Consider the following 22254-nt stretch of genomic DNA (forward strand, 5'->3'; position numbering starts at 1 on the left):
GGGGCGGAATGGAAGATGATAAACAATGAGCTGTATGACAGATTATTGCGCAACAAAGGCATTTCAGTTCCGGGGCACAAGCACACGGCGATTCCCCGTACAGGAGAGGCTGGTTCCTTCGGTTTGTCCCCCGCGCAGCGCGGGATCTGGTTCCTCCAGCAGCTGCATCCGGGCAGCGCCGCCTTCAATAACAGCGCGGTGCTGAAGATCGAAGGGAACCTCGACACAGACTGCATGCGGGCAGCACTGCGCTCCCTGCTGGAGCGCCACGAACTGCTGAACGTAAATTACAGACTGCACCAGGGCGAACCATGCGCCTGTCCTCACGCAGGAGACTTAGCTTTTGAAGTAGTGGGAGCGGAGGGCGGTGGCAAAGCCACTTCTTCCGAATGGCTGCATGCCGAAATCACACGCATTGCAGGCAGTCCGATAGACCTGGAGCATGATCCGCTAATTTCTTTTACACTGCTGCATGTGGGTGAGCAGGAGCATATCTGGATCATCCGCATGCACCATATTGTAGCGGACGGCTGGTCCAAGGGGATTCTCCTTCGTGACTTCACACGTCTGTATGAAGCAGAGTTGGACCGGACAGCTCCAGACTTGCAGCCGCTTGCGATCCAGTACCGGGACTATGTTCGGTGGCTTGAGAGCCGGAGCGAAGAGACGGCTTATGTACGGGATCTGGCATTCTGGCTGGATAAGCTGGAAGGTTCGCCTCCTATGCTGGACATACCCGCCGATTTTAAACGGCCAAGCTCCATGTCGGGCTTGGGAGGGATGGAGTCGTTTCGGATAGAGCCTGACGTGTATGAGAGAATTGGCAGCTTTTGCCGGAAGGAACGCTTATCGGTGTTTCACTTCCTGCTGACCGTCTTCAAGACGCTGCTCTTCCGGTACTGTGCAGCAGAAGATTTGCTTGTCGGCACGCCGGTAGCCGGACGGACAAGAACCGAGCTGGAGCCGCTGATAGGGATGTTCGTGAATACTGTGGTAGTCCGAACGCAGCCGCGGGACGACCTGTCTTTTATAGACTATGCAAGGAGCGTTCAGAAAGAGGCTTTGCTGGCTTTTGACCATCAGGACCTGCCGTTCGATCTGCTTGTCGAGAGACTGAATCCGGACCGCGAGCGAAGTGTACAGCCCGTCTTTCAGACCATGTTCCAGCTCGATAATCTGGAGATGCCTGTTATGGAAGCGCAAGGTCTCCGCTTATCAGCCGTCCCGCTGGATATCGGGATTGCCCAGAATGATCTGTCCGTATCCTGCTGGGAGGAGGACGGAGCACTACGGGGGACTTTTGAATTTAGCTCCGATCTGTTCACAAGAGCAACGATGAGACGAATGATCGGGCATTTTGTCCGGCTGGCGGTGGCAGCTCTGGACGATCCGCAGGAGACACTTGGACGGCTCAATCTGCTGGAGGCCTCAGAAGAGAACATGATTTTACGGACATGGAACGAAACCGAGCAACCAGTACCGGAACATGGATTTGTAAGGTGGATCGAGCGCAGAGCTGTCCAATCTCCAGAGAAATGCGCGGTGCTTGAGGGAGAACATCCACTTAGTTACCGCGGCCTGAACCAGTGGGCGAACCGTCTTGCGGCACAGCTTATGGACAAGAGTCTGTACGCGGAGACGCCGGTGATCGTCTGCCTTCCCTCCTCGGGACGTTTTGTAGCGGCTGCACTTGCCATATCCAAAGCAGGAGGAGCCGTGGTGCCCGTTGATCCTGCGATGCCCCGGGAACGTATCCGGCAGATGGTGGAGGAGCTTGGCGACGTGTATGCAATTAGTGATGCCGTCCTTTCCACGTTGCTGCCGCTCCCGCCCGAGCGAGTAATCTTGCTGGAGGAGCAGATCCCCGTGTTCGGTGAGCAGGACGAGCGGGGACCGGACACTGGATTATCGCCGCAGGCGCTCGCTTTTATCATCTTTACTTCCGGTTCGACAGGGGTTCCTAAAGGAGTCCTTCTGGAGCGGTGCAGCATCGACAATCTGGTCCATTCCTTTCTTTCATCGTACCAGGCGACGGACTTGGATCGTCTGCTGCCCATTACATCGGTTGCTTCAGCCAGTTTCATCGGAGAGTCGCTGCCGATTCTGGCTGCCGGAGGGACTCTCGTCTTGCCGGATACCGAAACAGTGCTGCACCCGGGCAAGCTGCGGGCCTACATGGAGCAGCATCACATTACGATCCTCAGCACCGTACCCTCTATGGTGCGGCGCTTGAATAGCGACGGCGGAACCTCTTCCCTGCTTCGCCTCATTCTGAGTGGTGGAGAGACTCTGCTGCCCACACATGTGGACAGGCTGCGCGGAATGGACATTGCCAACGGGTATGGACTATCAGAATCAGGCGTGTGCAGTACGTATAAGTTACTGAAGCCCGCCCAGGGTGGGGAGCAAGCCGTTTCCGCCTCACTGGGCAGACCGGTAGCCAATCAGCAAGTCTATGTGCTGGACTCTCATCTACGGCCGGTTCCGATTGGGGTCAAGGGACAAATCTGCATCTCTGGACACGGATTGGCCCGTGGATATTTGAATCGCCGTGACTTGACCGAAGCGGCATTTGTTCCCCATCCATTCCGCCAAGGCGAGCGGCTGCTTCTGACAGGGGATACCGGATATTTGCTCCCCGGCGGCGAGCTTGCCTTTATCGGCCGCAGCGACCGGCAGGTCCAAATCCGCGGGTACCGGATTGAACTAAGTGAAGTAGAGCGGCATTTGTGCACTTTTCCGGAAGTCGAAGAGGCAGCCGTGCATCCTCAGCCCGATTTTGAAGGCAACCTGCGGCTGATCGCGTATTATACGGTGCGCAGCCAAGCGAGCATTATCGGCCAGCAATTGGCACATTGGCTGGAGTCGCGGATTCCTTCATATATGAAGCCAGCTGCTTATATTCAACTGGAGCGTATTCCTTACAATGCCAATGGCAAGCTGGAGGTTTCTGCCCTTCCACAGCCTGGCGAGAGCCTTGCCCGTAACGGGGCCGCCTATGAACAGCCTCAGACCGCCACAGAGAAAACCATCACAAAGCTCTGGGAGGAGATTCTTCAGCTCCGGCACTTTGGCGTGGAAGACAACTTTTTTGATCTGGGCGGACATTCGCTGCTGCTCGCCAAAGTGCATGACCGGCTCATCCGGGAATTTCCCGTTCCGCTGACGCTGGTGGATTTGTTCAAATACCCGACGGTGCGTTCACTTGCCGGATATCTCAGCGAAGGCACGCGCGATGCTCTGGGGACTGACATTTACGAGACGGCCGCGAAGCAAAAAAACGCATTTCTCCGTTACCGGAAAACAGCTTCTTCCGTAGCGGTTCGCAGCACCATAGAGAAGGAGGAATAGATGCTATGAGTCATCCTGAGTATCCTTATAACGGAAATGAAATTGCGGTCATCGGCATGGCGGGAAGGTTCCCTCAGTCCGAGAACCTGGAGGCCTTCTGGCGGAATCTGACCGAGGGAAAAGAGTGTATTTCCCATTACTCCAGCCGGGAACTGGAGGAGGCAGGCATTGACCCCGGAATACTGAGTCAGCCAAATTATGTCCGGGCCAAAGGGGAAATCGGCCAGCTCGATGCATTCGATGCCGCTTTTTTCGGGATCAATCCCAAGGATGCGGAGCTTATGGACCCCCAACATCGGATGATGCTCGAATGTGCGTGGGAAGCGTTGGAGCATGCTGGCTACCAATCCTCGGAATGCGGAGGCTCCGTAGGCGTTTTTGCCGGAAAAAGCATGAGCTCATATCTGTTCCTGAACCTCTATCCTCATATTCAAAAAATGCTGGCCACCGGCAATTTGCAGGCAGCCATCGGCAATGACAAGGACAGTATGACTACAACGATCTCCTATCGCCTGAACCTCAAAGGCCCGTCTATGGCGGTGCAGTCCTCGTCGTCCACCTCTCTGGTCTCCGTCTGCATGGCAGCACAGAGCCTGTTGACCTATCAATGTGACATGGCGCTGGCTGGTGGCATCACGGTTGGCCCGCCTGAACGTGCAGGCTACCTGTTTGAGCCTGGAGGAATTATGTCGGCGGATGGACACTGCCGCGCTTTTGACGAGAACAGCAGCGGATTTGTTCCGGGCAATGGTTACGGTCTTGTCGTGCTGAAACGGCTGGATGAAGCGATCCGCGACAAGGATCATATCTGGTCTGTCATCAAGGGGTTTGCCGTCAACAATGACGGAGCGGATAAAATCAGCTATACCGCGCCAAGCGTAGGCGCACAATCCGAAGTCATCGCTTCGGCCCAGGCGCTGGCAGAGGTTCACCCGCAGACGATCGGTTACGTTGAAGCGCATGGCACCGGCACCCGAATGGGAGATCCGATTGAAATAGAGGCGTTGACCCAAGCGTTCCGCCTTGGCACGAATCAGCGCGGGTATTGCCCGATCGGTTCGGTCAAGACGAACATAGGGCATCTCGATTCTGCCGCCGGCATTGCCGGATTCATCAAAGCGACGCTCATGCTGCACCACAAGCAAATTCCGCCGACGCTGAATTATGAGCGCCCTAATCCGGCGATTGACTTTGACGGCAGTCCTTTTTTCGTAAATACAGGGCTTACGGATTGGCCAGAGCAAGCCTACCCGCGCCGCGCCGGAGTGAACTCGCTCGGTATGGGCGGCACCAATGCCCACGTGGTCCTTGAAGAGGGTCCACGAATGTACAGTGCACCAGCCGCTCTAGAGTGGCGTATTCTTCCAGTATCGGCGAAATCCGAGACCTCCCTGGCTGGTAATCTGTCCCGGCTGCAACACTATTTACGCGAAGAGACGCAGACGAAATTAGCGGATGTAGCATATACACTGTCGGTTGGCCGGCAGGCTTTTGGGATCAGGGCGGCTGTGGTCTGCTCCACGCAGGAAGAAGCTGTCCTGGCAATGGAAGCGGCCGACCCGCAAGCGGTATACCAGGGAGAAAGTCCGTCCAGGAACCGTCCTCTGGTGTTTATGTTCACGGGGCAAGGCTCGCAATATATGGGGATGGCGGCAGGCCTATATGCTGCTGAACCGGTATTTCGCGAGTATTACGACCGCTGCGCAGTGCAGATCCAAAGCCTGACGGGGATGGATATCAAGCTATTGATGCAATCCGTTAAGAATCACCAGCTAACACTGGACGTGAACGAGACCGCGCTCACCCAGCCGCTGTTATTTGCTGTTGAGTATGCTATGACCCAGCTCCTGATCAGCCGGGGACTTCGCCCACAGGCCATGATCGGCCATAGTCTGGGAGAATACGCCGCAGCCGCAATCGCAGGTGTGTTCCGTCTCGAAGATGCCGTTATGCTGGTCTGCCGCAGGGCAGAGTGGATGTCCCGGACCGAAAGAGGAGCGATGCTGGCAGTTGGGCTCAGCCGTGAGGCTGTAAACGGATATCTACAAGAGAGAATTACGCTGGCAGCGGTCAACAGCCCAGGTCTATGCGTGTTATCGGGAGAAGAAGCCGCCATTGCCGGACTGGAGCAGCGGCTGACGGAAGAAGGGGTTTTTAATAAAAAACTATCCACCTCTCACGCCTTCCATTCGCCGCTGATGCAGCCGATGGCCGCCGCTTACCGTGAGTTATTGATGCAGGTGGAGTTAAAGGAACCCTCTGTTCCAATAATGTCCTGTCTTACCGGTACCTGGCTGAAGGCTGAGGAAGCTATCGATCCCGACTACTGGACCCGGCATATTCTCGAACCGGTTGTCTTTATGGATGGACTTGGGGCCCTGCTGCGCGAAGGAAACCGGTTGTTTGTGGAATTAGGACCAGGCTCCACATTATGTGGGCTGGGGCGGCAGAACCCGGAGGCGGCTGAAGACAGTGTGTGGGTGCCCGCCTTGCGTTCTGTCCACGGACAGGACGAGGACACGCGGGTGCTGGCACAGGCTATAGCCAACCTATGGGTATGTGGTGCAGATCTGGACTGGGGGCTTTATTTCGGAAATGAAACGCGCCGACGGGTTCCGCTGCCAACGTATGCGTTCTCCCGGCAGAGCTACTGGGTATATCCCGAAGCTGCCCCGTCCGGCTCAAATGCCTCGGTTACGGTTACGTCAGGGACACAAGCATCCGGGATATCCGTACCGTTCAGTTCCATTCCCGAGCAACGTCAAACCGGATCACGCCATGCCCGACCAAAGGTAACGGCAGCGTACCGTGCGCCGGAGGGGAGCATTGAGCAACAGCTTGTGGAGATTTTGGAACGGGAGCTTCATATTCAACCGGTGGGTGCAGATGATAACTTTTTCGAACTGGGAGGTCATTCGCTGCTGGCCACCCAGGTACTTGACCGGATTCGGCAAGCTATGGGCGTACAACTGTCCATCGAGAACATCTTTCTGCACCCGACCGTAAGCGGAATGACTCAAGTGCTGGAGAACACCTCCGGAGGGACCCGCAAAGAGCAATCCATTGTAAGTTTGTTCCAGGAAATAGCTGCTATGAGCAGTGGCGAAATCGCCAGCAGCCTTGCAGATGACAAACTCAAACCGAGCGGAGGGAAGGGGTAATGGCCGAACAAGTAGCCTTATCCTCATTGTCGCCAGAGCAAAAACAATGGTTCCGGCTGCAAATGCGTGAACGCGGCATTCCCGTGCTGCAAATTCCATTGGAAAAACAAACACGCGATGGCAATGGATTACCGTTGTCCTACAGCCAGGAGCGTTTATGGCTGATGGAACAGCTCGGCGGCACCGCCTCCAGTTATCATCTGCATCAGGCAATCCGAATTACCGGCGCTCTTAAGAAGGGGCATTTGGAAGCCAGCCTGCGCCTGCTGGCGGCCGGTCACGAGAGCTTCCGGACCTCATTCACCGCCACAGAGGGGAAGCCGCAGCAGCACATCGCCGCTGACAGCGACATTCCGCTGCTGCAGGTCAAGGTCACAGGAGCATCAGAAGCGGAGCGGCTGCGCCAGGTCGAACAAGCGGCTCAGCCGCTGCTTACGCAGCCGTTTGATCTCGGCAAGCCGCCATTGCTGCGCGCCGGATTGTACGAGCTGGCAGAGGATGACCACATGCTTGTGTTCGTCATTCATCATATTGTTGCCGATGGCTGGTCGCTTAGATTGCTTACAGAAGAATGGGTGCAGCTCTATAACGTATTATGCAAAGGTCAAAGCCCACCGCATAATCAGCGTGAATACGACTATGCCGATTATGCCTGCTGGCAGAGAGAATGGATGCAGGCAGAGATGCTGACGGAAGGTCTGCATTACTGGAAGGAGCAGCTGCGGGGCGCAGATCCTTTCTATACAATTCCTTCCCAACGCCCGCGCCCGCGATTGCTGACCTCGGGCGGAGATAGCTGCACGCTGCGGATCGAAGCGGAGGAGCTTGAAGCGCTCAGAGTTCTCGCAAGGTCTGCAGGCGCCTCACTCTTCATGACTGTACTGGCTGCCTTCAACGTGCTGTTGTACAGATATACCGGCAGGGGAGATGTTGTGGTCGGCACTCCGACGGCGGGAAGATGCCGGGAAGAAACCGAAGAAATGCTGGGCTGCTTCGTGAACAATGTGGTGTTAAGAACGGATATCCGCGAAGCAGGCAGCTTCACAGAGGTCCTACAACTGACCATGCAGACAGTGCTTGGAGCCCTGAAAGCTCAGGAAATCCCGTTCGAGCATGTACTGGATGCATTGAATCCGCCCCGGGACATGGCATATTCGCCTTTATTCCAGCTCTTTTTTATCTTTCAGCAAGGCGGCATGTCATTGGATCAACTGGACGGTGCTGTCTGCACGCCGCAGAAGTGGACTCAGCCGTCTGCTAAATTCGATATCACACTGGAAGTTATCGAACATCTCCACCATTTGGATGTAATGCTGGAATACAACACCGATCTCTATGACAAAAGAATAGCAGAAGGTCTGCTCGCCAACTATGTCTGGATGCTTGGGAATTTGCCGGCGAAAACGCAGCAGACGCTCCCGCAGCTTCCATTGATTTCCCCGTTTGAAGAAGCGGAGCTGCAAAAGGCAGGCATCGGCCCGGGTGTTGTTTACCCGGAGCGATCGACACTGTATTCACTGGTGGAGCGGCAAGCCGCAGCCAATCCGTCAGCCGTGGCAATTGTATGCGGCCCTCGTTCCTATACTTATGCCGAATTATATGGGGCGGCAGAGCGGTTAGCAGCCTATTTGCAGTTCTCAGTCGGCGCAGGGCCGGGCCACCGCGTTGGCATCTGTGCCCGTCCTTCGTTCGAGCTGGCGGCAGGCATCCTGGGCATTCTGATCAGCGGCAGCGCTTATGTTCCGCTCGACCCGGCCTTTCCAGAGCAGCGGCTGCAATACATCGCGGGCCACGCCGAACTGGACTGCATTCTGGTAGATCATCCTGCGGAAGCCGAGCGGTTCGGCAACCATCGCTGCTGCGACATCAGCCCAGGCAGCACGTGTTGGCAGACTAATCGTGCTCTATCTGACTCCAAGGCATCTGAAAGACCGCATCACGCTTATATGATTTATACCTCCGGGAGTACAGGCCAGCCCAAAGGGGTAGCCGTGACTCACCGGAATGCGGTCCATTTCCTCTATGCCATGCAGGATCTGCTGCATGTGACATCCGAGGATTCGCTATTGTCTGTCACGACATGCTCGTTTGATATTTTCTTGCTCGAACTGTTTTTGCCATTATCCGCAGGGGCAACGGTGATCTTCCCACAGGAGGGAAGCAGCAGCGATCCAGGACTGCTAATGGAGAATATAAATCGTTATAAGCCGACCTTTATGCAGGCAACACCGGTATTGTGGCGGCTGCTGCTGGCAGAGGGCTGGAAGGGTTCAGAGCACATGACTGTACTCTGCGGTGGTGAGGAACTGAAGCCGGAGCTTGCTGCACAATTGTTGCACCGGGGTAAAGCGGTATGGAATCTGTACGGTCCCACCGAAACGGCGGTATGGTCTCTGGCCCACAAGCTTACGCCGGATGACCTCCTGCACAAAGTCCCGATTGGCAGACCGATCGGACGTACAACCTGCTTAGTCCTGGATGAAGCGCTGACTCTTGTGCCATTCGGAGCCGAAGGCACACTGTACATCGGAGGTGACGGCGTAACGGACGGCTATCACCGTCTGCCGGAGCTGACCGCGCAGAAGTTCATCATGAACCCGCTGGACCAGGCGGGAGGGCGGCTATTCAATACGGGGGACCGGGTCCGGCTGCTGCCTGGAGGAGAAATGGTCTATCTCGGCCGTAAAGACCAGCAGCTCAAGCTGCGGGGCTTCCGCATCGAGCCTTCTGAGATTGAACAGCAGTTGAACCTTCAGCCAGAGATTGCGGCAAGCGCCGTAGTCGCTTGCGACGACGGACAGGGAGAACACCTGCTGGCTGCGTATTGGGTGCCGTCCCCTTCAGCCTCTGACAAGGAGACCATTCCTGACGAAACAGAATGGAAGGAAACACTCCGCGAGGTGCTTCCCAGTTATATGATCCCGGCACGTTTCATTAAGCTTGCTGAGCTGCCTTTGACACCAAACCGCAAGGTAGACCGGCAATCCCTTGCACGGCTGCCACTGGACAAGGCGGTGTTAACCCGCAGTTACACAGCGCCGCGAAGCACAACTGAGATCCGGCTCGCCGAGGTATGGGGGGAGGTGCTGAACCTGACCAGCGTCGGAATACACGATCATTTTTTTGATTTGGGCGGTAATTCTTTGTTGGCTGTCAAGCTGCTGACTGAAATCCGCTCCAGGATGCAGGTGGAGCTGACGCTCCGCCAACTGCTTATCGCCTCCACCATTGCCAACATGGCAACTGAACTGGATGCGGCTGTGGTGACACCTTTGTCAGAGACGGGAAGTTCAGCCAGAGTGGACTTACCCGAATTTACAGTGTCACCGCAAGAAGCCTTTGAACCTTTTCCTTTGACCGAAGTACAGATGGCCTATTGGAGCGGAAGACGGACAGGCAGTGCCGCCACTCATGTCTATCAGGAGATGGAGTTTGCGGGTCTTGATATTGAACGTTTCGAACAGTGCTTCCAGACGCTTGTAAAGCGGCATCCTATGCTGCGGGCAATGGTCATGCCGGACGGCATGCAGCAGATTCTGGAAGAGGTCCCGCCTTACCCGGTGAGAATGGCAGACGCAAGCGGCTGCTCCGAAGCGGAGAGAGTCTCACGGCTGGACGACATTCGTCAAGTGATGTCGGAGACCATTCATACCGGCAGCTGGCCAATGTTCGCCATTAAAGCGACCCGGCTGCCCGAAGGACTGACCCGGCTGCATATTAGCTTTGACCTTATGATCGCCGATGCGCTGAGTTTTCGGATTATTCTGGAGGAACTGGCTACGCTGTATGCCGGAACAGCCCAATTGCCACCACTGGAAGCAACTTTTCGTGATTATGTGCTGTCCTTGCTGTCCGTAACCTCTGTAGACCGTTATAGTATGGCGCAGACCTATTGGCAAGAGCGACTTCCCCGCCTCCCGGCCGGTCCGCAGTTGCCTGTTGCGGTTTCTCAAGGCTTGAAGCGGCAGGAATTTAAGCGCTGGAAGGCCGTTCTGCCGGCCAGTCTCTGGTCAAAACTGTCAGCGGCGGCACGCAGACGGGGGTTAACCTCCTCCGCATTGCTGCTCGCCTGTTATGCGGAAGTACTTGCGCTGTATGCCAAGCAGCCCTATTTCTTATTGAATCTAACGCTGTTTAACCGTCTCCCGCTGCATCCGCAAATGGAACATTTGGTTGGCGATTTCACAACCATCAGCCTGTTGGAGGTCGATTACCGTGACCCTCTTCCTTTTGGCAGCAGGGCTGAACAGCTCCAGAAACGTCTGTGGACCGATCTCGATCACCGCCTTTACAGTGGCATCCGTGTGACAGAACAGCTTATGGCCCACAGCATTCTGAGTGAACCGGTTCCGGTGGTGTTCACAAGCCTGCTGGATTTGTCTGACAGGGAGAGGACGACAGCCGGATTTGATCAGATCTTCCAGCGGAGGAATGAATCCGAGACGGAAGCACGCAGTCTGTCGGAGACACCTCAGGTATGGCTGGATCACCAGGTAGCTGAAAGGGACGGCGAGCTTCACTACAACTGGGACGCGGCCCTGAGCAAGTTCCCGCCGGGAGTGCTGGATGAGATGTTTGCCATCTATGGAAGCTTGCTGCGCCGTTTGGCAGAAGAAGAAGAGGCCTGGGAGCAGGCCCTGCCGCTGGCCGATTCGGGTTCAACCGGATTCGCACACCGCCTTAGACTGGCGGAAATTGACACACGGCACCAACACAAACAGGAGACGCATGACATTGCCCTGCATCATGGATTTCAGCGGATGGCCCGCACTCAGCCCAATGCTCCGGCCCTGATTGTAGGCGGATATACGTTCTCTTACGGAGAGTTGAACCGCAAAGCCAATGCTATAGCGCATCAGTTGGTGGCGTATGGCATACAGCCGGAGACATTGGTTGCCGTAGTGATGGAAAAAGGCTGGGAGCAGGTGGCGGCGGTCCTAGGAATCTTAAAGGCCGGAGCGGCCTACATGCCGGTAGATGCAGGTCTGCCTGCCTACCGTATTGGAGAGCTGCTGGAGCTCGGACAGGTTCAAATGGTACTGGTCCAGTCCTCTGTCCCTGTAGGTGATTGGGCCACTACCGGTATTAAGACCATAGAGGTCAGCGAAAATACCGGAAACGAAGAGACGCCGGAATATGGAGGCAATGCGGACGGAATAGGCGAGCAACTGGCCTACGTTTTATTCACTTCCGGCAGTACAGGAACGCCTAAAGGGGTGATGATCAGCCATATAGCCGCGGTTAATACGTTGACCGATATTAACCGCAGCCAGGGGCTGAACCCGCAGGATGTCGTGCTTGGCCTTTCTTCGCTGAGCTTCGATTTGTCCGTATTCGACATCTTCGGCTGCTTGGCGGCAGGAGGCACACTTGTGCTGCCAGAGCCGCATCGGCTGCGCGATCCAGCACACTGGCTGGAGCTGATGCAGAAGCACCGGGTTACGGTCTGGAACAGCGTTCCCGCCTTCATGAACATGCTATTGATGTATGCCGCATTTGAAGTACGGCTGAATTCCCTCAGACTGTGCCTGCTGAGCGGAGATTGGATTCCTTCCACTCTTCCGGGAGCTATTCGCCGCCTGAGTGCTCAGGCCGAGATTATTGCGCTTGGCGGGGCAACCGAAGCAGCGATCTGGTCGATTCAGTTCCCGGTTCACATTGTCGATCCGGCTTGGACCAACATTCCCTATGGTCTATCCATGTCCGGCCAGCGTGTATATGTGCTGAATGCACGGATGGAAGAATGTCCAGTATCGGTGCCGGGAGAGTTATATATTGGCGGTCTGGGTGTTGCCAGCGGCTACTGGCGGGATGAGATCCGCTCTGCTGAACGCTTTGTCATGTCGCCTATCACCGGAGAACGCCTCTACCGGACGGGGGATTGGGGCCGCTATGGATCAGACGGGGTCATTGAATTCCTTGGACGCGACGACCTCCAGGTCAAAATCAGCGGCTACCGCATTGAGTTAAGCGAAATCGAAAGCACCCTGAAGACCTGTCCCGGCGTTCAAGAGGCTACTGTGCTTGCTGATGGAGAGGAGGACGCGAGACGTCTGCGCGCCTTTGTGGTTCTCGGTTCGGAACGGCAACCCTTGCCGGACCCGGCTGCACTGCGTTCCCATCTGCGCTCCCGGCTTCCAGGCTACATGGTTCCTTACAGCATAAGCATTCTCGAAGATTTCCCTTTGACTCCCAACGGCAAAACTGACCGCAAAGCACTCCTGGCCATTCTGCCTGAGACGATTGAACCCGCAGCGGGACCGACGCAATCCGTACTGGAAGAAGGTATTATCTCCATTTGGAAGGAACTGCTGAACCGTCTGCATATCGGCAGGGATGAGCATTTTTTCGACCTTGGCGGCAATTCGCTCAAGCTGGTTCAAATGCAATTGAAGCTGCAGGAGATGCTGAACCGCGAGATTCCTATCATCGAGCTGTTCAGGCATACCTCCGTCGCAGCGCTGGTTGAATTTTTCGGAAGTGCTTCAGTGGACAAGTCCCCTACAGGTATGGAGCAAAAAGCGGTGGACCGCGCGGACAGACGGTTTCAAGCAAGACAGACGCGCCGCAGATGATTTTGAACATAAGGGAGGAAACACAGTGAGCAAGGAACAGTCGGAGCAGGATATAAGCAATGATATCGCCATCGTCAGCATGGTGTGCCGGTTCCCCGGGGTGGATACCGTGGAGCAGTATTGGGAGCTTCTAGCTAGTGGGACGGATGCGCTTCAGCTAAGCCCCGCACCGGCAGGACCAGGCATAGAACCCCTGAACCGCTTGGGGAGCGAAGGTCTGATTCCGGTGAATACTTCATTGAAGGACACTGAGAAATTTGATGCTGCCTTCTTCAAGCTGACCAGCAGGGAAGCCGAAATCACCGATCCGCAGCATCGGCTTTTTATGGAGAGCGCCTGGGAGGTACTGGAGAAGGCAGGGTATAACCCGCTGAATTATCCCGGACTGATTGGTTTGTTCGCGGGAGTCAGCACCAGTACTTACCTGATTAACCACTTGCTTGCGGACAGGGACCGGAACGAATCCGTCAGTGATTTGCAGCTTATGATCGCCAATGACAAGGACCATATGACCGCCCAAATTGCTTATCGCCTAAATATTTGCGGACCTGTCGTTGCCGTACAAACTTCTTGTTCGACTTCTCTCGTAGCAACGCATCTGGCCTGTGAAAGTCTGCTCAGCGGACAATGCGACCTTGCACTGGCAGGGGGCGTGACGCTCAAATTCCCGCAAGTTCCGGGCTATCTGCATCGCCAAGGAGGGCTGACCGCAGCAGATGGGATGATTCGCGCTTTTGACGCAGAGGCTACGGGGACTGTATACAGCAATGGCCTGGGAATCGTCGTCTTGAAAAGGCTTGAAGATGCACTCCGGGACGGAGATATGATCCAGGCCGTAATCAAAGGTTCGGCAATTAACAGCGACGGCGCTAACCGGATCGGCTACGCTGCTCCCGGTGTAGATGGCCAGGCGGCGGTCATTGCTGAAGCCATGAGCATCGCCCAAGTCCAGCCGGATGCAATCAGCTACATTGAAGCTCACGGCAGCGGCACGCCGCTTGGAGATGATATTGAGCTTGAGGCGCTAAGCAGAGCGTTTGCAGCGGCGCACTCCAACCGTTTTTGTGCAATTGGTTCAGCCAAAACCAACATCGGCCATGTCGAGATGGCTTCTGGGGCAGCCGGTCTGATCAAAACAGCCTTGGCGCTCAAGCACCGGAAAATTCCGGCAAGCCTTCATTTTGAGACACCGAATCCCAAGCTTGAAGAGTATAGTAGCCCCTTCTACGTGAATGATATGCTTGCTGACTGGGATGCCGGGGCACATGGGCGGTATGCCGGAGTCAGCTCCTTTGGACTAGGTGGAATCAATGCCCATTTGGTGCTTACGGAAGCACCGGTTCAGGCGGAAGGGGATGCGGAGAACCGCTGCGAGCTTCTGGTCCTGTCGGCCAAGACAGCAAGTGCGCTGGAGCGGATGTGCGCCAATATGGCGGCCCATATAGAAATACACCCGCAGCTTAATCTAAGCGACGTGGCTTATACCCTTAAGACAGGACGGGCGGTATTTGCCGTTTCAAAAGCTATTGTTTTTCGCGGGCGCACCGATCTGCTGGAGCAGCTAAGGGCTGCGAGTGTAACGGGTACTACACGTCAGGGCTCTGCAGCGGAGGGCAAGCTGGTAGTTTGTTTAAGCTTCTCCCAAAGCTGTGTGCTCTCTGCAGATGAGGCTCGCGATTTATACGAATCAAATACGTCATTTCAGCAGTTGATTAGTGAGCTGTCCGACCAAATCCGCCGCTCGTATCCACTCGACCTGAGACATTATGTTCGGTCCGCCCTTGCACCTGAAGCTTCTTCCGCTACCGGGAGAATGCTGTCGTTTGCGTTGCAATTGGCGCTTAGCCGCCTGTTCCTTGGCTGGGGCATCCAAGCCTCTTCCATCGTTGGTACAGGTATAGGCAACTGGGTCAGACTGGTGTTGAAGGGCGAATGCGCCTTGGAGGATGCTTTACAACAGCTCTACAGCGACGACAAGGATCATAATTCAGGTCATGCGCCTGTGCAGGTAGAGCAGGTCTATGTCCTGAACCTGGGCAAGCCCAGCCAATCCGACGGGCAGATTGCAGCGGCAGGCCAAGCACCCGGACTATATTGGCTGCAAAGTGAAATCGCCCGATTATGGCTGGCAGGCGCTGAACTGGATTGGGCGCTGTATTACGAAGGAGAACGCAGACGCAAGCTGGAACTCCCAACCTATCCTTTTGAACGAGATGTATTCTGGATTGGCCCTTCCAGCGGACGTGTCACAGCAGCTGTTGAGAGTGACAGCCGCCAAGGGAACAGAACGGCAGACAATAACTATTATCATCAGAAAGTCGAAGAAATCTGGGAGCAGAGCCTTGGGCTCGAGATCGCGGATGGACAGGAGACCTTCTTCGAGCTGGGCGGGCATTCCCTGCTGGCGACCCAAATTTTGTTTGTGATGAACAAGACCTTCCGAACGGAAATTACGCTCCAGCAATTTTTCGATCATCCTACTGTGGACGATCTGGCTGCATTGGCAGCGGAGCAAGCCGGGCAAGGCATCAGTGCGTATACTGATCTTCCCGAGGTGCAGATTGCCTTGGCGGAGCGGTATGATCCCTTTCCACTGACCGATGTGCAAAAGGCCTACTGGATCGGCCGTTCGGAGGGCCTAGAGCTTGGAAATGTATCGACCCATATGTATTTTGAAAATGATGTCGCTGACCTTAATCTAAGCACGTTCCAGCAGGCGTTCCAAGCGCTGATTGACCGTCATGACATGCTTCGCTCAGTGATTCTTCCGGATGGGCAGCAGCAGATTCTGCCTCAAGTTCCCAGCTATATAATCCGTTCCTATGACATCACCTCTTTTGGGGAAGAGGAGCGAAGCGCCCATGTGCGGTCCATTCGTGAAGAGATGTCGCACCAGGTGCTGGATTGCTGCCAGTGGCCGTTGTTTGATGTCCGCGCGACGCGGCTGCCAGAAGGCCGGGTCCGGCTGCATATCAGCGTCGATCTGCTAATCGCTGATGCCTGGAGCCTGGAGCTGCTGCTGCGCGAGCTCTCTGTACTTTATCTGAATCCAGCCCATGTCTTTGAGCCGCTGACCTTGTCCTTCCGCGATTATGTGCTGGCTACTGCAGAGATTGAAAAAAGCGAATTATTCCGCCGCTCCGAAACGTACTGGAAGGGCCGGCTGGACTCCCTGCCAATGGGACCGCAGTTTGAACTGGTGAAGGAACCGTCCCAAGTGCTGAAGCCGGAATTCAGACGGCGGCAGCATGTCATTTCCGCCCCACACTGGAAGCAGCTCAAAAAGAGAGCAGAAGGTTATGGCATTACCTCAACGGTGGCTTTACTGTCTGCTTTTTCGGAGGTGCTGACGTTATGGAGCCGTAAGGCGCATTTCGCCCTTAATCTGACCTTATTCAACCGTCTGCCGATCCATCCCGAAGTGGGCGAAGTCATTGGGGACTTCACCTCCCTGACTCTGCTGGAAATTGACAACCGCGAACCGGGTGCCTTCATCAGCCGGGCCCAGCGCCATCAGCGCAGGCTGCTTGAGGATATGGATCACCGCTATTTCAGCGGTGTGCGGGTGACAAGGGAGCTGCTGGCCAAATACAAAGAGCCATCGAAGGCGATTGTACCCGTAATCTTCACGAGCATTCTGAATCAGACGGAACAAGCTGCGCCCGAAGGCCAGCCCGCACAGGCCTTGCAGGAGGATCGCTACAGTGTCTCGCAGACTCCTCAGGTGTGGCTGGATCACCAGGTGCTGGAACGGGATGGGGAACTGCATTTCAATTGGGACTCTGTAGATGAACTGTTCCCGGCCGGCATGCTGGACGAGATGTTCGCTGCGTATTGCGAGCTGCTGGACATGCTGGCTAAGGATGCACAAGTCTGGGATGAACCACTGCCCCTGAGTATGGAGCTTTCGCGCAGGATGCCGCACCGCGAACGTCTTCATGAGGTTGCAACATTCCATACCCGGCCACTACTGCCTAATCCGTCACCTGGATCACTGCTGGAGCGTTACCACAACAATGTACGGCAACGACCGTCCGCAGTGGCACTTATCTCCCCTGGAGGGCAGCTTAGTTATTCCGAATTGAATGACTACGCCGATTACGTTGCTGGTCAGCTTATCCTAAATGGAACCCGTCCGGGCGAACCGGTGGCCGTTGTGATGCACAAGGGCTGGGAGCAGATTGCTGCCGTTCTTGGGATTCTCAAGGCTGGCTGCGCGTATCTGCCCGTGGATGCCTCGCTTCCCCAAGCCCGGATAGCTGAGCTTCTGCGGCTTGGACAAGTCGCAAATGCCGTCATTCAGCCCGATTTGGATCACTCCGATTGGCCGCAGCTTATGCCCGTTGTTCTTAACGGACAGTGCAAGCCGGACGGCAAATACGGAGCAGAGGACCCGGAGGCAGCGGACCGCCTGGCGTATATTATGTTCACTTCAGGGAGCACGGGCGTTCCCAAAGGTGTCATGGTCAATCACCGCTCTGTTCTCAATACCACTGAAGATATTCTTCACACTTATAAAGTTGGACCGCATGATGTCATGTTCGGCTTGTCTGCGCTGAACTTTGACCTGTCCGTGTTTGATATCTTCGGCATGCTCTCTGCAGGAGGCACACTCGTTCTGCCAGACAAGGATCATCTCCGGGACCCTGCACATTGGCTGGAGCTGATGAACCGGACAGGCGTAACCCTCTGGAATACAGTTCCTGCACTCCTCAGCATGCTTACGGAACTGGTCAAAGATACGAATTCGCCAGTCTGCAGCTCGCTGCGTCTGGCTCTGCTTAGCGGTGACTGGATACCGTTGGGCTTGCCTCAAGCAATCAGCCGGTTGAAGCCAGGGCTTGAGGTGGTCTCATTAGGCGGTGCCACCGAAGCAGCCATCTGGTCGATTGCTTACACGGTTCAGGAGGTGTTGCCTGGCTGGACCAGCATTCCTTACGGACGTTCACTCGCCAATCAACGGGTATACGTGCTGAATGAACGGATGGAGGAGTGCCCTATAGGCGTATGCGGGGAATTGTATATTGGGGGGGAAGGCCTCGCTATGGGCTACTGGCAGGATGAACTGCGAACCCTGGAACGATTCATCCGTCATCCTCTGACCGGCCAGCGGCTCTACCGCACCGGCGATCTCGGGAGATATGCGGAGGACGGAAATATAGAATTCCTGGGCCGGGAGGATTTGCAGATTAAGGTACGCGGGCATCGCATTGAGCTAGGCGAGATCGAAGCTGCCCTGAAATCCCATCCGTATATCAAGGAGGCTACCGTAATCAGCCAAGGGGAAGGCGAACGCAAACGGCTGTCCGCCTATGTGACCGTGGACCGTGAACAGGCTTACGGTGTCGCGGGGATGGCCGGGCAGGAATTGATTACGGGGGCAGTGGACCGGATGTTGTTCAAGCTGAATGAACCCGCATTGCGAAATAATTTATCCGGTAAAAGCTACAGTCTGGGCGATGCAGCGGAAGGCAACGATCCATTCTTGCGGCGGCGCAGCTACCGCAGCTTTGTGAAGGAACCGATTTCCCAGCAGCAATTCGGGGCATTTACGTCCGCTTTGTCACAAAGGACTTTCGATGGTCTTCCTTTTCCCAAGTTCCAATATGGTTCTGCAGGCGGGCTGTATCCAGTCCAGGTCTACTTCCATCTGAAGCCTGGAGCGGTAGAGGATCTGCCTGGCGGGCTGTATTATTACAACCGCAAGGAGCATCAGCTTGTACTGCTCGAAGAACATCCAAGGATGGATGCTGCCATTCATGCACCGGGGAACCGTGAAGTTTTTGAAGCTTCGGCCTTCCAGATTTTCCTGATCGGCTGCATGGATGCAATCGTCCCTATGTATGGACAGAAGGATGGCCTGGGCTATTCGATGATGGAAGCCGGGATCATCTCGCAGCTCTTGGAAGATAAAGGTCCTGAACACGGAATTGGCTTAATTCAAATGGGTACTCTGGGCTTCGAACACATCCGCCCAATGTTCCGGCTGCGTAGTAACGATGTATATCTGCATTGCCTGCTTGGAGGCGGGATTACGCCTGAGCAGATGACTCTGTCTGGACAGGTGGAAGAGATGAACCTCTATTCTTCCAACAAAACCACAACCAAGGAGAGCAAACCGGACATCGGCAAAGCCCTAACCGTTTATTTAAAAGAGAAATTGCCTTCATACATGGTGCCGTCCGCTATACTGGAGCTGGAGAATTTCCCGCTGACAGCCAATGGCAAAGTAGACCGCAAAGCGCTTGCGCTTCTGGCACCGCAGCTCCCGGAAACCGATGAAGCGGCCGCTATGACGACAGGCGAACTCCCCTCTGGATCCGCTCCGTTGCTGCAGCAGATTGCGGATGCCTGGCGCAAAGTTCTGAACCGCCAGGATATTGGCCTGCAAGATAACTTCTTCGATCTTGGTGGTGATTCGATCAGTATGGTTGCGCTCTTCCGCGAATTACAGGAGGATTATGGAAGCAGGCTGACCATGATCGAACTATTCAGGTATCCGACGATTAAAGATCTCTGTGAATTTCTGCTGGAAGATGCGGCAGATTTACCGCCGCAGAATGGCTTGCCCCTGGAGCGTGAACGGGCTGATTCCCGGCGCAGTTCCCTGGCCCAGTTAGCCGGCAAACAGCGGCAAGGCCGATAAACAACCAAAATTCAGGAGGGAACAGAACATGAAGAAATTTATGCTGCTATTATTTATTGCGCTGCTGGCCTGTCCGAGTGGCACTGCCTTATCGGCAGCCGCTCCAGCGGTCAAGATCTCGTGGAATGGAACACCGATTACCTTTACAGGGGCCTCACCGGTTCAGGAGGGCAAGTCCTGGCTCGTACCGATCCGGCCTGTCTCCGAAGAACTGGGCGCAGATTTGCAATGGGCTGCCAAAGAAAAGAAGCTTACCCTGTCAACATTTGCCCGGACGGCAATACTGGTTATCGGCAGCAAGCAAATGAAGGTCAACGAGCAGACCATTACTCTTCATACAGCCCCTAGACAGCACCAGTCCGCCATCCTCGTTCCACTGGAGGCGCTGGAGGCGATTGGGCTTGTAACAGCCTGGAATCCGGCGAAAACCGCAGTGGATCTGAAACCAGAGTTCACCGTTGTTAAAAAGTACATTTTCCCAATTCAGGTTGCAAGCATCCGTTACCGCGGCCAATATGAGGAAATTACCAAGGTCTTTACCCTGCTTGACAGCAAAGTGAAAGATGTAATCAATGGTCAAGGCATGAGTTTGTATTATGAGCAGAATTATGAACTAGGACATGACACAGAGATTTGCATTCCGGTCAGCAAGGCTGTGGAAGGCGAGTCTATAGAATACAAGGGCCAGAAGATTCCAATAGTTACCAAAACGCTGGAAGGCGGTTATTTCCTGTCTGTGGTTCACCAGGGAACGCCGGATACGCTGGGTGACGTCTGGGCGCAAATGGACTTATATGCTAAAAATACAGGAGTCCAGCTTACATCACCGTCGCGGGAAGTATATGTGCATGAGGATCTGAAGGATTACCGTAAACAGGTTACCGAAATTCAGCTCCGGTTCAAAGACCTATGAAGCATTATAACGAAGGTACGTTTTGCTGGGCCGAGCTGGGCAGCGGTGATCCGGCAGCATCTGCTGCATTTTATACCGCATTATTTCCTTGGAGTACGCAAACGACAACTATGGAAGATGGGCGAAGCTACACGGTATTCCAATCGGACGAACGAGATGTGGCTGCCATGTATTCCTTAGGTGATCCTAAGCTGGCCTCTTTCTGGGGCTGTTACATTGCTGTTCAGGACGTGGAGTTCTCAGCTGAACGGGCCCAGTCACTGGGAGCGGAAATGCTCATTGCTCCAAGACGCATAGCGGACAAGGGCGCTATGTGTGCATTCCGTGATCCTACCGGAGCGATGGTGGCCTTATGGGAAGCGGCAGAGCATCTGGGATCGGGCGTTCAGCACGAACCGTACTCTATCGACTGGCATGAGCTGTATACAACTGATCTGAACGCCGCCGCTCATTTTTATACTGAACTACTGGGGTGGTCAATGGAAGAAGTGCCTACTCCGTCAGGCCGTTATCTCCAGTTCAAAGTTGGAGCAGACTATGTAGCCGGCATGAAGGCAATTCCCCAGGACATGGCGAACATGAGCAGCGGCTGGGGATTATATTTCAAGGTTTCCGGATGCGAGAAGGTCTCTCAGCAAGCGGTAGCCTTGGGAGCTGCTGTGGTAATCTCCCCAATGCCTGTGCCGGGTGGCGGGACATGTTCCACTTTGCAAGACCCGCAGGGAGCTTTCTTTTCGATCCAGCACAGGTTCTAGACACAAATTCTACCGGGATAGTCCTAAACAACCGTTTGGTTATCCCGGATATTTCAAAAAGAATAGTGAGGTAGTGACACAATGACCTACTTGCAAATTACCAAAGAAAACATCAAACAAGAACATATCTGCTGCGCCCTGGGCGCGAAGCAATATGAGCAGGCGGTCCGGGACAAAAAGCAATGGCTGAGCGAACGGATGGAGGAAGGGCTGGTTTTGTACCGGCTGAATGACCGGGCCAAGGTTTTTATTGAATATTTGCCTGCCGAGAAGGCTTGGATCCCGCTTAATGCCCCTAACTATATGTACATTAACTGCCTGTGGGTATCTGGAAGACACAAGGACAATGGTCATTCCAAACAGCTTCTGGATAAGTGCAAGGCAGATGCCCAAGCCTTGGGCATGGATGGCATTGTACATATTGTCAGCAAGAAGAAAATGCCTTATTTGAGCGATAAACGTTTTTTTGAGCATATGGGATTTCAAATCACCGATGAAGCAGATCCTTATTTCGAGTTGGCAGTACTCAAATGGAACGATGAGGGGAAGCACCCGTCTTTTGCACATTCCGTGAAGTCTGCGCCAGCCACGGGCGACGGGATTTGTATCTATTACACAGCACAATGTCCTTTTGCCGTTGGCGTTTTGGAGGATTTGCGGTCAGTGGCGAAGGAGAGGGGTGTCCCGTTTACGGCTCATCTCCTGACTACCCGGGAGGAAGCCCAGGCCGCCCCTTCGGTCTGGACAACCTTCAGTCTGTTTCTTAATGGTACGTTCATCACTCACGAGATTATGAGTCCGGGCAAGTTCGCGAAACTGCTCGACATCGCCAAATAGTAAGGATACAGGGAGG

General features: G+C 54.8%; 7 protein-coding genes. All 7 read left to right on the top strand.

Features of this window, described 5'->3' with window-relative positions:
• Window positions 1-15: 15 nt before the first annotated feature.
• The 7 genes from MHI45_RS01675 to MHI45_RS01705 all read left to right on the top strand — a co-directional run bounded on the left by MHI45_RS01675 (window position 16) and on the right by MHI45_RS01705 (window position 22238).
• Entirely contained in the window at window positions 16-3351 is a 3336-nt protein-coding gene (locus MHI45_RS01675; protein WP_076110855.1) for a non-ribosomal peptide synthetase, read from the top strand.
• A gap of 5 nt (window positions 3352-3356) precedes the next feature.
• Complete coding sequence (locus tag MHI45_RS01680) at window positions 3357-6512, top strand: type I polyketide synthase (protein ID WP_076110854.1); 3156 nt, start codon at window positions 3357-3359, stop codon at window positions 6510-6512.
• Entirely contained in the window at window positions 6512-13087 is a 6576-nt protein-coding gene (locus MHI45_RS01685) for a non-ribosomal peptide synthetase (protein WP_076110853.1), read from the top strand. Before MHI45_RS01680 ends, MHI45_RS01685 begins: the two co-directional genes overlap by 1 nt.
• 25 nt (window positions 13088-13112) lie before the next feature.
• Window positions 13113-19733, top strand: coding sequence for a non-ribosomal peptide synthetase (locus MHI45_RS01690; RefSeq protein ID WP_076110852.1), 6621 nt, complete (start codon window positions 13113-13115; stop codon window positions 19731-19733).
• A gap of 28 nt (window positions 19734-19761) precedes the next feature.
• Window positions 19762-20646: a stalk domain-containing protein gene (locus MHI45_RS01695; protein WP_076110851.1), complete on the top strand. Its 885-nt coding sequence runs from the start codon at window positions 19762-19764 to the stop codon at window positions 20644-20646.
• A complete protein-coding gene (locus tag MHI45_RS01700; RefSeq protein WP_076110850.1) occupies window positions 20643-21401 on the top strand; it encodes a VOC family protein in 759 nt (252 codons plus the stop codon). The genes MHI45_RS01695 and MHI45_RS01700 overlap by 4 nt, the downstream gene beginning before the upstream one ends.
• Before the next feature lie 81 nt (window positions 21402-21482).
• Entirely contained in the window at window positions 21483-22238 is a 756-nt protein-coding gene (locus MHI45_RS01705; RefSeq protein WP_076110849.1) for a GNAT family N-acetyltransferase, read from the top strand.
• Window positions 22239-22254: the final 16 nt, after the last annotated feature.

It is taken from the genome of Paenibacillus sp. FSL H3-0321 (assembly GCF_038002865.1).
Classification (GTDB): domain Bacteria; phylum Bacillota; class Bacilli; order Paenibacillales; family Paenibacillaceae; genus Paenibacillus_AQ.